Consider the following 11,665-nt stretch of genomic DNA (forward strand, 5'->3'; position numbering starts at 1 on the left):
GCTGACGCCGGCGCAGCGTCACGCGGCCTTGGGCGCGTTCACGTCCGCCGGGAGTGCCTTCTGCGCGACCTCGACCAGCGCGGCGAACGCGGTGGCGTCGTTCACGGCCAGCTCGGCCAGGATCTTGCGGTCGACCTCGATGTTCGCGGCCTTGAGACCCTGGATGAGGCGGTTGTACGTCATGCCGTTCTGGCGGGCCGCAGCGTTGATGCGCTGGATCCACAGCTGACGGAAGTCGCCCTTGCGCTTCTTGCGGTCGTTGTAGTTGTAGACCAGCGAGTGGGTGACCTGCTCCTTGGCCTTGCGGTACAGGCGCGAACGCTGACCGCGGTAGCCGGAGGCCGCCTCGAGGATCGCCCGGCGCTTCTTGTGGGCGTTGACTGCCCGCTTGACGCGTGCCACTTGTTAACTCCTTGTAGCGGGGCCGTGGTTGGACTCACACAACCCGGAAACGATTGGGTCCCGGTCAGAGGTCAGGCGCGACGCTTGCGCCCGACGTCACTTGCCGAGAAGCTTCTTGATCTTCGCGGCGTCGCCCGGGGCCATCTCGGCGTTGCCGGTGAGGCGGCGCGTCACGCGGGACGACTTGTGCTCGAGCAGGTGGCGCTTGCCGGCACGCTCGCGGAGCACCTTGCCGGAGCCGGTGATCTTGAAGCGCTTGCTGGCACCGCTGTGCGACTTGTTCTTCGGCATAGCGCCGTTCTCTCCTCGTCGGTGGCGTTCCGGTGCCCGGTCGTGAAACCGGGCACGGCGGAACGTCGCTGGTATCGGTTATGTCCGCGGGACTCTCGCCCCTCGGATCACGCCTCGGCGGAAGCCTCGGCAGGAGCCTCGGCGTCAGCCGCCTCGGCGTCGGTCGCCTCGACCTCTGCGTCGCCCTCGGCGTTCACGGCGTCGGCGTCCGCGGCGTTCTGCGAGCGACCGGGGTTGGCCTTCGCCTCGGCCTTGCGGGCCTCCTGCGCCTGCCGAGCCTCGGCCATGGCCTCGGTCTTCTTCTTGTGCGGACCGAGAACCATGATCATGTTCCGGCCGTCCTGCTTCGGGTTCGACTCGATGAAGCCGAGGTCCTCGACGTCCGACGCGAGACGCTGCAGCAGCCGGAAGCCGAGCTCCGGCCGGGACTGCTCGCGACCACGGAACATGATCGTGATCTTGACCTTGTCGCCCGCCTTGAGGAACCGGACGACGTGACCCTTTTTGGTGTCGTAGTCGTGCGGATCGATCTTCGGCCGGAGCTTCATTTCCTTGATGACCGTGTGCGCCTGGTTCTTGCGCGCCTCACGGGCCTTCATGGCCGACTCGTACTTGAACTTCCCGTAGTCCATGAGCTTGCAGACCGGCGGGCGTGCGCTCGCCGCCACCTCGACCAGGTCGAGGTCGTACTCCTGCGCAAGCTCCAGGGCCTTGGCCAGCGGCACGATGCCGACCTGCTCGCCACTGGGACCGACAAGTCGCACTTCGGGAACGCGAATCCGGTCGTTGATGCGGGGCTCGGTGCTGATGGATCCTCCTTGGTAGCACCACACGGCAGTCTGGCGGACGGCCGCGTAACGTCTGTGTTCGATGTTCGACAACCACGTCGAAGCACAAAAAATGCCCCGAACGATCACATGCGGGGCTCCAAGCACTACCGGAGCACCGCCGCAAGGATCGCGGGGCGCGCTACCGGGCGATTCCATCGTCCGTACGGAACGATGGTGACCGCCTGACCGGGGTGACCCGCCGTCCGCGAGGACAGTCGGGTGGGAGCTCGGAGTCTCCACTTGTGGGCCGGGCCCGCCTGCTGAGGGGCACGCGTGTCCGACCGGTCGTAAACCGAGATTACCAGCCCCCGCCGCGAACGGCCAATCGAGCCTCGCCACCGGACCCGGTGCGGCCTGCGCCTATCGTGTCCTGCATGAGTGACACCTCCCCCGCCGGCTCCGCCGGGACGCCCGAGACCCCCGACTTCGACGAGATGACCCGCGACATCGCCGAGGTCCCGGCCGTCGAGGTGATCGTGACGGTCGCCGTCAACCTGATGAGCGCCGCCGCGGTGAAGCTCGGTCTGGCCCCGGAAGAGGGGGCGGGCGACAAGTACAAGGACCTCGACGAGGCCCGCAAGCTGGTGACGGCCCTGGCCGGTCTGCTGGACGCGTCCGCGACGGAGATCAGCTCCTTCCACGCGGCCCCGCTGCGCGACGGCCTGAAGTCGCTGCAGCTGGCGTTCCGCGAGGCGTCGATCGTCGCGGACGAGCCGGGCCAGGGCCCGGGCGAGAAGTACACGGGCCCGGTCTACGGCTGAGCCGGGCGCGGAGGGCCCGGCCCCCGTGCCTCAGCCCTTCACGGAGTCCTCACGTACAGGGGCTCGCCCGGAGGCGTCGTCCCGGCCGGCAGCAGCGCCAGGTCGAGACCGCGCACCAGGCGGGCCCTCAGCGTCTCGTCGGCGGCGAGGCGGCGGGCCACGGCACGGGCCGTCTCGGCGGGGGCGGCCGCCGGGTCGAGGACGAGGGCGAGGGTGCCGTCGGCCTGTCCGGGCCCGAGGTGGGCGCTGAGGACCTCCGGTTCGGCGGCCACGGCGGACCGCACGGCCGCGACGACCGCCGGGTCGTCGAGCGGATCGGAGGAGGTGCGGCCCTCGGCCAGCGCCAGCAGCGCAGGGCCGGTCAGCTCGAAGGCCACCGGCCCGGCCAGGTCCAGGACGACCGTGTCGGCCTTCTCGTGCGCGGCCGCCTGCAGCGCCTGGTGCAGCGGGACGGCGACGGGGCGGGCCTGCGGATCCCAGCGGGCGAGGGAGTCGGTGGAGGTGAAGGCGGGCAGCGCGGTGCGCGAGCCCGCCTTCAGCGTGGGGACGGCCATGTCGCTGGTCTTCTCGCGGCGCAGCCCGTGCTCGTCCTCCTCGACCTCGCCCAGCACGGCCACCACGGGGACGAGGAGCCGGGCGCCCTTGAGGGCCGCCAGGACCGGCGCCACGGCGGTGCGGTCCTCGGCCCAGGCGGCGAGCGCCGCGCTCAGCCGGGGGTCCGCGGAGCCGTCGTCGTCGGAGAAGCCGGGGTCGGGGATGTTCTTGTTCGCCACGGTCGTCGACCCTATCGGGGCCGCGCCGGCCGGCCGGTGCGGGGCCCGGCTCGCGGTGGCGACGTCCTTCACGGGATTCTCAGGTGGACGCCGGTCCCCTGACCCGGCGCTCACGCCCGTCCGACGGCCCGCACAGCGGCCGCCCCGATCATCGCGGTCATGGACCCCCGGAGCACGTCGCGGCCGCCGCGCCCGCCCCTTGCACGGCTCGCGCGACCCGTACGGCGTCCGCCGTCGCGCGGACCTCGTGCAGCCGGACCGCCCAGGCGCCGGCCTCGCCCGCCTCGTCGCCCACGTCCTGCGCCGCCGGGTGAGCGGCCCGGCCGCCGGAGAGGCGTCCCCCTAGGCTTCGTACCCCTCGTAGGCCTCGTGCCGGTCGCGTTCGCGGCGGCCGCGCCACAGGACGACCGCCGTCAGCAGCAGCACTCCGCCGGAGCCGCCCGCGAGCAGGCCCGCCCAGCTCGACGGGTCGTCGTCCGCCTTCGCCTTGTCCGGGCCGGAGCCGAAGTACCGCTCGCCGTAGGCGGCGGACTGCAGGCCCTGCGGCTCGAGGGCGGTGGCCGCCCGGACGGCGGCGGCCGGGTCGATGAAGCCGTAGCCGCGGGAGTCGTCGCGGCCGCCGGTGGGAGCGTTGCGGGCCGTGTCCTCCAGGAGCTTCTTGATCTGCGCCGGGGTCAGACCGGGATGGGCCGCCTTGACGAGCGCGACGGCTCCCGAGACGAAGGCGGAGGCGGCGCTGGTCCCCCAGCCCTGGTAGTACTTGTGATCCGGATCGGCGATGACGACGTCGACGCCGGGCGCGCTGACGGTCGCGTACCAGCGGCGGGTGGAGAACGAGGCGCGCGTGCCGTAGCGGTCGACGGCGGTCGCGGCGATGACGCCCGGGTAGGCGGCCGGGTAGGAGATGTGGTCGCCCTTCTCGCCGCCGTTGCCGGCCGAGGCGACGACGACCGAGCCCTTCTTCAGCGCGTACTGGACGGCCTCGTCCTCGGCGGGCTCGGGATGGGCGGAGGCGGAGTCGTCGCCCAGGGAGAGGTTGATGACGTCGGCGCCCTGGTCGGCGGCCCAGCGGATGCCGTCGGCGAGGGCGTTGCCGCGGGTGTTGCGGGCCTTGGTGCGCTGCGGGTCGCCGTCCTCCAGGATCACGCGGACGGGAAGGATCTTCACCTCGGGGGCGATCCCGAGCACCCCGTCGCCGTTGTCGGCGCCGTGCCCGTGACCGGCGATGATGCTGGCCATCGCGGTCCCGTGGCGGGCCCAGGCGCGGTCGCCGGGCTGCGCCCCGAAGCCCACCATGTCCTTGCCGGCGAGGACGTTGCCGGCGAGGTCGGGGTGGTCGGCCTCGACGCCGGTGTCCAGGACGGCGACGGTGATGCCGCGGCCCTTGGTGGTCTGCCAGACCTGCTGGGTGTGCAGGGCGTCCAAAGCCCACTGCTGGGCGCGGATGCTGTCGGCGTGGGCGAGGGAGGGCGGCGTCAGGGCGACGACGACGGCGAGGAGGCAGCCGAGGAGCCCGGCCCTGTGGGACGTGCGCCTCGTCCGGGTCGCGCGGGTGCTCATGAGGGCTGCTCCGAGGGTGCGGCGGCGGTCCTGCGCAGGCCGCGTTCGACGCGGTCGGCGAGGCCCTGCGCCTCGTTGCCGAGGCCGGCCTGCGCGGGAGCCGTGGTGGCGCCGGTCGCGGTGGCCCGGGAGGCGGGCTGCGGGGCGGCGACGGTCCGGCCGTCGGCCCAGCCGGAGACGGCGTAGACGACGACGGGCGCGTCCGTGAGGATCGAGACCGTCCACGCGGCGCGCTGCCGGTCGCCGAACCCGGCGGCCACCGTGCCCTCGGCCGCGTACGGGCGGGGCATCAGATCCGCCCGCTGGGCGAGGCCCTCCTTGGCGAAACGGGTGTCGAGGGCGCGCATGGCGGCGGCGTCCGCCTCGGTGAACAGCAGGCCGACGGTGGTCACATGGCTCTGGGTGGCGTCGGTGTACGTAGCGCGCAGAAGGCGACGGCAGCCGACGGGGGCGAGCGCCTTCAGCAGCAGCGGGTCGAAGGCGCCGGCGCAGCCGCCGTCCGGGGCGACGGCGATGCGCGTCCAGGTGCGGTCGGCGCCGCCGGGGCCGGCGCCCTGCCCGTCCACGGTGCGCGGGAACAGCTGGTCGACGGGCAGGTTGTGCCACAGGCCGCCGGCGGTCGTGTAGGCGCTGCGCTCGGTGCCCTCCCCCGGGCCGCCGACGAGCCAACTGCCGGTGACGGCGCCACCGATGAGGCCCAGTCCGAGGACGACGCAGGCGGCGGCCGCGGCGGTGCGGCCGCGTCTGCCGAGGAGGCGGGGCGTGTATCCCTCGGGGCGGGCGAACGTGACCACGGGCCGGGTGGCGCCCGGGGAGCCGCCGGGGGTCATGGGGGCGCTCCAGGACAGCGCCGGATCGGGGGCGCCCGCCGTGCCCGCGGCGGCGTCGGGCCGTCGGGGGGCCTCCTGTGCGGGGGCGGGGGTGAAGTCGGGTCGCCGCACGGTCGCCGCGGGACTCCAGGCCGGCGCTTCGTCCGCCGCCGGTCCCGGACGGCAGTCGCCGCGCGGTCGGGCCCCGGCGCCCCCCGATCGTGTCTCGGGCCGTGTCTCGGGCCGTGTCTCGGGCCGGGCGGTGCCGGGCGTGGGCATCCAGCCCCGGGGCAGGGGCGACCAGGCCCGCTCGGAGACGTGGTCCGCGGAGGCCGTGGAACCAGGTGCGTCGTCCGGACCGGCGGAACGGGGTTCGGCGCCCACGCCGTGGGCGGGACGAGCCGCGCCCGCTGCGAGGCCGTCGGGAGCGGTCGCACCGGCTCCGGGCCGGCCGGCCCCGGCCACCGGGCCCTGCCGACGGGACGGAGGCGCGCCGGAGGGCCGGGGCCCGGCCGCGTCGGCGGCGCCCGGGGCGTCCGCGGGACGGGGGGCCGGCCTGGCGGGCCGCGGGGGGCGGCGGAAGTCGTGCGGGGGGCTGGGGCGCGGGACGTTCGGGGCCGGCGGGCGCTCCTCGGCGCGCGCGGGCGTGCCGGTGTCGTCCGGCCGGGGCGGGGCGGGGCGGGGCGGCCGCGGCGGGATGTCCGGGAAGCGTGCCGAGGCGGGCGGCGGGGGCATGGCGTCCGTGTGCTGGGCCCGCAGCCTGACGAAGCGGGGGGCGGTGCGTGAGGGGGGGTCGGCGGTGTCGGAGGCGGCGCCGACCCCCGTGGGGTCCTCGGCGACCGGCGGCCCGACCCGGCCGGCGGACGTCCGGGGTGCGGGATCCGGCTCCGTCGCGGCGGGCGTCGTCCGGTGCGCGGAGGCGCGCTCCGGGCGGCCGGACGCGGGGCGCGGGGCGGGATTGCGCTCCGGGCGGCCGCCGCTCGCGGGACGGGCCGTCTCGAAGGCTTCGGCGCCGGCCGGGTCCGTGGGGTTCGCCGGGGCGGCGTCCGGCGCCGGGGGCCGGGAGGGGCGAGGCGGTGCCGTCGGACGCGGGGGCACACCGGGCTGGGGAGGCACGTCGGGACGCGGGGGGACCGAGGCGCGGCGTGCTTCCGTGCTCATGCGCCCCCCGTTTCCTCGTCCCCGGGCCGTCGTTCTGGTACGCGGGCCGTCGTTCTCGTCGCCCGGGCGGCCCGTCCGGACGCGGCGATCCGTTCGGGCACGCATACCCGCAGGGGCGGAGCGGCATCCCGACGCGGGTGTCCGGCCGGAGCCGTCCCTCCGTGCGTGCGCGTCACTCTACGGCTTGTCGCCCGGCAAACGGGAACCGTCCGCGCCCCCCGGGGCTTCTGCCCGGAACGTCCCCCTACCCTGCGGTAATCCTGTCTGGCAGGCTGCGCTCATGACTGCGCGCGCCGCCGACCGGGCCCGTTACGACCGGGCCACCGCCCATCTCGACGCCCCTCTCGCCCTCGTGGACCTGGAGGCCTTCGACGCCAACGCCGATGATCTGGTGCGCCGGGCGGGCGGGAAGCCGATCCGCGTCGCCAGCAAGTCGGTGCGCTGCCGGACCCTGCTGGAACGCGTGCTGGCGAAGGACGGCTTCGCCGGGATCATGTCGTTCACCCTCGCCGAGTCCCTGTGGCTGGCCCGGTCGGGGTTCGAGGACATCCTGCTCGCCTACCCGTCGGCCGACCGCGGCGCCTTCGCCGAACTGGCCGCCGACCCCAAGCTGGCCGCCGCCGTCACGGTCATGGTCGACGACGTCGCCCAACTGGACCTCATCGACGCGGCGCGCGGCGAAGGCGGCGAAGTGATCCGCGTCTGCCTGGAGTTGGACACCGCGCTCAAGCTGCTCGGCGGCCGGCTGCGGGTCGGCGCCCTGCGCTCCCCGCTGCACTCCCCCGCCCAAGTCGTGGACGTGGCACGGGCGGTGGTCCGGCGGCCGGGCTTCAAGCTGGTGGGGATCATGGCGTACGAGGGGCACATCGCCGGGGTCGGGGACGCCGTCGCCGGGCGTCCCTTCCGCTCCCGCGCGATCCGGCTGATGCAGGCCGCCGCCCGGCGCGAGCTGGCGGAACGGCGCGCCGCGGTGGTGCGCGCGGTGCGCGCCGTCGCGCCGGACCTGGAGTACGTCAACGGCGGCGGCACCGGCAGTGTGCAGCACACCGCCGCCGAGGACGCGGTCACGGAGATCGCGGCCGGGTCGGGGCTGTACGTCCCGCGTCTGTTCGACAACTACACGTCGTTCAGCGGGCGTCCGGCCGCGCTGTTCGCCCAGCCCGTCGTGCGGCGGCCCGGGGTGGGGATCGTGACCGTCCTCGGCGGCGGCTACCCCGCCTCCGGCGCCGCCGGGCCCGACCGGCTGCCCGTGCCGTATCTGCCCGAGGGGCTGCGCTACGACCCCCAGGAGGGCCCCGGCGAGGTGCAGACCCCGCTCATCGGCTCCCCGGCCGACGATCTGCTGATCGGCGACAAGGTGTGGTTCCGGCACGCGAAGGCCGGTGAGCTGTGCGAGCGGTTCGACGTGCTGCACCTCGTCGAGGGGGACGCGGTGACGGCGACCGTGCCGACCTACCGGGGCGAGGGCCGCACGTTCCTCTGACCTGGCACGCGCCCTACAGGGGTGTCACGTAGGCGCCGGAGATCCCGCCGTCCACCAGGAAGTCGGTGGCGTTGACGAACGAGGAGTCGTCGCTGGCCAGGAAGGCGACGGCGGCGGCGATCTCCTCGGCCTCGGCGAACCGGCCCAGGGGGATGTGGACCAGGCGGCGGGCGGCCCGCTCCGGGTCCTTGGCGAACAGCTCCTGCAGCAGCGGGGTGTTGACCGGCCCCGGGCACAGGGCGTTCACCCGGATGCCCTCCCGGGCGAACTGCACGCCCAGCTCGCGGGACATGGCCAGGACGCCGCCCTTGGACGCCGTGTACGAGATCTGCGAGGTCGCCGCGCCCATCCTGGCCACGAACGACGCCGTGTTGATGATGGAGCCCCTGCCCTGGCGCCGCATGTAGGGGATGGCGGCCTTGCAACACAGGTAGACGGAGGTCAGGTTGACCTCTTGCACCCGCTTCCAGGCCTCCAGGCCGGTCTCCAGGATGGAGTCGTCGTCGGGCGGGGAGATCCCGGCGTTGTTGAACGCGACATCGACGCTGCCGTAGGTGTCGTACGCGGTCCTGAACAGCGCTTCGACCTGTTCGGGGTCGGTGACGTCGACCTTCACGAAGACGCCGCCGATCTCCTCGGCGGCGGCCGCGCCGCGGGGCTCGTCCACGTCGCCGCAGACCACGTGCGCGCCCTCGGAGGCGAGCCGGCGGGCGCCGGCTAGGCCGATGCCGCTGCCGGCTCCGGTGACGACGGCGGTACGGCCCACGAGCCGACGGCAGACGATCTCTCTGGTCACTGTGCGGGGCCCTCCGTGCTGATGAAGACGTTCTTGGTCTCGGTGAAGGCGGTCAGGGCGTCCGGACCCAGCTCACGGCCCACGCCGGACTGCTTGAAGCCGCCGAAGGGGGTCCAGTAGCGGACGCTGGAGTGGGAGTTGACGGACAGGTTTCCGGCGCGCACGGCCTGCGAGACGCGCAGCGCGCGGCCCACGTCCCGGGTCCAGATGGAGCCGGAGAGGCCGTAGGGGGTGTCGTTGGCGAGCCGGATCGCGTCCGCCTCGTCGGTGAAGGGGAGCAGGACGGCCACGGGTCCGAAGATCTCCTCGCGGGCGGCGGGCGAGTCGGGCGCGACGCCGGTGAGGACGGTCGGCGGGAACCAGAAACCGGGGCCCTCGGGCGCGCGGCCGCGCAGCGCCTGGACGCCGTGGGGCACGAACGACCGTACGCGGTCGACCTGCTGACGGGAGATCAGCGGGCCCATCCGGGTGCCCTCGTCGGCCGGGTCGCCGACCACGACGGCGGCCAGTTCGCGCGCCAGGTGCTCGACGACCTCGTCGTACACCGACTCCTGGACGAGGATGCGGGTGCGGGCGCAGCAGTCCTGGCCGGAGTTGTCGAGAAAGGAGAAGGGGTCGACGGCGGCTTTCAGGTCGGCGTCCGCGAAGACGACGTTGGGGCTCTTGCCGCCGAGTTCGAGGGTGACCGGCTTGACCTGGCCGGCGCAGCGCTCCATCACCTCGCGGCCGGTGCGGGTGGACCCGGTGAACACGATCTTCGCGACGCCGGGGTGCTCGACGAGCGCCCGTCCGGCGACCGGGCCGTAGCCGGGCAGGACCTGGAAGAGATGCTCGGGCAGGCCCGCCTCCCGGGCGAGTTCGGCCAGGCGCAGGGCGGTGAGGGGGGTGGTCTCGGCGGGCTTGAGGACGACGGCGTTGCCGGCGGCGAGGGCCGGGAAGGCGCCCCAGGCGGCGATCGGCATGGGGAAGTTCCAGGGGGCGATCACGCCGACCACGCCGAGCGGCTCGTGGAAGGTGACGTTCCAGCCGCCGGGAGCGGGGATCTGGCCGCCCAGGAGCCGCTCCACGCCGCCGGCCGCGTACAGCAGCAGGTCGCGGGCGTTGCCGGCCTCCCAGCGGGCGTTGCCGAGGAGATGGCCGGCCTCGCGGACCTCCAGCAGCGCCAGTTCCTCGACGTGGGCGTCGACGACGTCGGCGAAGCGGCGCAGCAGCCGCGCCCGGTCGGCGGGCGCCAGGGCGGCCCACGTGGCCTGCGCCGCGGTGGCGCGCAGGACGGCCGTGTCCACGTCGGCCGCGTCGGCGGCGGGGACGGTGGCCACGACCTCCTCGGTGGCCGGGTTGAGGACGACGAGCTCATGCGGGTCGGACAAGGGGTGACCTTTCACAGGCGTTCGAAGGAGCGGCGCAGTTCCCAGTCGGTGACCGCGGCGTCGAAGGCGGCGAGCTCGACGCGGGCCATGTTGCGGTAGTGGGCGACGACCTCCTCGCCGAAGGCGGCGCGCGCGATCGGGCTGTTCCCCCAGAGCTCGGCGGCCTCGCGCAAGGTGGTGGGCACGTGGGCGTAGTCGGCGGTGTAGGCGTTGCCGGCGCAGGCCTCGGGCAGTTCCAGTTTCCGCTCGACGCCGTACAGGCCCGCGGCGACCAGTGCGGCCACCGCGAGATGCGGGTTGACGTCGCCGCCGGGCAGCCGGTTCTCGAAGCGCAGGGAGCGGCCGTGGCCGACGACCCGCAGCGCGCAGGTGCGGTTGTCGTGCCCCCAGGCGACGGCGGTCGGGGCGAAGGAGCCCGGCTGGAAGCGCTTGTAGGAGTTGACGTTGGGGGCGTAGAGGAGGGAGAGGTCGCGCAGGGCGGCGAGCTGTCCGGCGAGGAAGTGCCGCATGACCTCGGACATGCCGTCCGGGTCCTGGGCTGTGCCGGCCATGACGTTCGTGCCGTCGGCGTCGGTGAGCGAGAGGTGGATGTGGCAGGAGTTGCCCTCGCGCTCGTTGTACTTGGCCATGAAGGTGAGCGAGACGCCCTCCTGGGCGGCGATCTCCTTGGCGCCGGTCTTGTAGACGGCGTGCTGGTCGCAGGTGACCAGGGCCTCGTCGTAGCGGAAGGCGATCTCGTGCTGGCCGGGGTTGCACTCGCCCTTGGCGGACTCGACGGTCAGACCGGCGCCCGCCATCTCGTTGCGGATGCGGCGCAGCAGCGGCTCCACCCGGCCGGTGCCGAGGACCGAGTAGTCGACGTTGTACTGGTTGACCGGCGTGAGGTCCCGGTAGTTCGCGTCCCAGGCGGCCTCGTAGGTGTCCTTGAACACGATGAACTCCAGCTCGGTGCCGACCTGGGCGGTGAGGCCGTGCTCGGCCAGGCGCTCCAGCTGGCGGCGCAGGATCTGGCGGGGGGCCGCGATCACGGGCGAGCCGTCGTGCCAGGCGAGGTCGGCGATCAGCATCGCCGTGCCGGCGTTCCAGGGCACGCGTCGCAGGGTGGACAGGTCGGGACGCATGGCGAAGTCGCCGTAGCCGCTCTCCCAGGAGGACATGGCGTAGCCGTCGACCGTGTTCATCTCCGTGTCGACGGCGAGGAGGTAGTTGCAGCCCTCGGTGCCGTGCGGGAGGACCTCGTCGAGGAAGAACCCGGCGGCGAACCGCTTGCCCTGGAGACGTCCTTGCATGTCGGGGAAGGCGAGGACGACGGTGTCGATCTCACCGCTCGCGACGAGGGCGCGCAGTTCCTCGACGGGGAGCGGGGGTGTGCGGTCTGCCACGGGAGGGCCTCCTCAGGCTTCCTCGGCTTCTGTCGTCGTCTGTCGTC

11 protein-coding genes are annotated in these 11,665 nt (G+C 74.0%); 2 read left to right on the top strand and 9 right to left on the bottom strand.

What is annotated here, in order from left to right; genetic code table 11:
- Positions 1-18 precede the first annotated feature (18 nt).
- From rplT to infC, 3 genes are all read right to left on the bottom strand, one after another.
- Positions 19-402, bottom strand: coding sequence for a 50S ribosomal protein L20 (gene rplT / locus ACFVYK_RS05455; protein WP_057580434.1), 384 nt, complete (start codon positions 400-402; stop codon positions 19-21).
- Positions 403-498: 96 nt separating this feature from the next.
- Complete coding sequence (rpmI, locus tag ACFVYK_RS05460; protein ID WP_003977225.1) at positions 499-693, bottom strand: 50S ribosomal protein L35; 195 nt, start codon at positions 691-693, stop codon at positions 499-501.
- A 107-nt stretch (positions 694-800) separates the two neighbouring features.
- Positions 801-1,526, bottom strand: coding sequence for a translation initiation factor IF-3 (gene infC, locus ACFVYK_RS05465; RefSeq protein ID WP_389769021.1), 726 nt, complete (start codon positions 1,524-1,526; stop codon positions 801-803).
- Between the two features lie 371 nt (positions 1,527-1,897).
- Between infC and ACFVYK_RS05470 the strand changes: the two genes are divergently transcribed.
- A complete protein-coding gene (locus ACFVYK_RS05470) occupies positions 1,898-2,284 on the top strand; it encodes a DUF1844 domain-containing protein (protein ID WP_389768813.1) in 387 nt (128 codons plus the stop codon).
- A gap of 38 nt (positions 2,285-2,322) precedes the next feature.
- On the opposite strand, the gene ACFVYK_RS05475 is transcribed toward ACFVYK_RS05470, so the two are convergent.
- The 3 genes from ACFVYK_RS05475 to ACFVYK_RS05485 all read right to left on the bottom strand — a co-directional run bounded on the left by ACFVYK_RS05475 (position 2,323) and on the right by ACFVYK_RS05485 (position 6,587).
- On the bottom strand, positions 2,323-3,057 hold the full coding sequence (locus tag ACFVYK_RS05475; protein ID WP_389768816.1) for an SseB family protein: 735 nt from the start codon (positions 3,055-3,057) through the stop codon (positions 2,323-2,325).
- Between the two features lie 342 nt (positions 3,058-3,399).
- On the bottom strand, positions 3,400-4,617 hold the full coding sequence (gene mycP / locus ACFVYK_RS05480) for a type VII secretion-associated serine protease mycosin (RefSeq protein ID WP_389768818.1): 1,218 nt from the start codon (positions 4,615-4,617) through the stop codon (positions 3,400-3,402).
- On the bottom strand, positions 4,614-6,587 hold the full coding sequence (locus ACFVYK_RS05485; protein WP_389768821.1) for a hypothetical protein: 1,974 nt from the start codon (positions 6,585-6,587) through the stop codon (positions 4,614-4,616). The genes mycP and ACFVYK_RS05485 overlap by 4 nt, the downstream gene beginning before the upstream one ends.
- Before the next feature lie 280 nt (positions 6,588-6,867).
- Here ACFVYK_RS05485 and ACFVYK_RS05490 point away from each other — a divergent pair, with 280 nt between their 5' ends.
- Complete coding sequence (locus ACFVYK_RS05490; RefSeq protein ID WP_389768824.1) at positions 6,868-8,070, top strand: amino acid deaminase/aldolase; 1,203 nt, start codon at positions 6,868-6,870, stop codon at positions 8,068-8,070.
- A 13-nt stretch (positions 8,071-8,083) separates the two neighbouring features.
- On the opposite strand, the gene ACFVYK_RS05495 is transcribed toward ACFVYK_RS05490, so the two are convergent.
- Genes ACFVYK_RS05495 through ACFVYK_RS05505 form a run of 3 tightly spaced genes read right to left on the bottom strand, consistent with a single transcriptional unit; the run spans position 8,084 to position 11,618 of the window.
- Entirely contained in the window at positions 8,084-8,866 is a 783-nt protein-coding gene (locus tag ACFVYK_RS05495) for a 3-oxoacyl-ACP reductase (RefSeq protein ID WP_389768827.1), read from the bottom strand.
- Positions 8,863-10,236, bottom strand: coding sequence for an aldehyde dehydrogenase family protein (locus tag ACFVYK_RS05500; protein WP_389768830.1), 1,374 nt, complete (start codon positions 10,234-10,236; stop codon positions 8,863-8,865). The genes ACFVYK_RS05495 and ACFVYK_RS05500 overlap by 4 nt, the downstream gene beginning before the upstream one ends.
- An 11-nt stretch (positions 10,237-10,247) precedes the next feature.
- The gene (locus tag ACFVYK_RS05505) at positions 10,248-11,618 is read right to left on the bottom strand and encodes a glutamine synthetase family protein (RefSeq protein ID WP_389768832.1); all 1,371 of its coding nucleotides are present in this window, start codon (positions 11,616-11,618) and stop codon (positions 10,248-10,250) included.
- Positions 11,619-11,665: the final 47 nt, after the last annotated feature.

It is taken from the genome of Streptomyces sp. NPDC058291 (assembly GCF_042880855.1).
Taxonomy (GTDB): Bacteria; Actinomycetota; Actinomycetes; order Streptomycetales; family Streptomycetaceae; genus Streptomyces.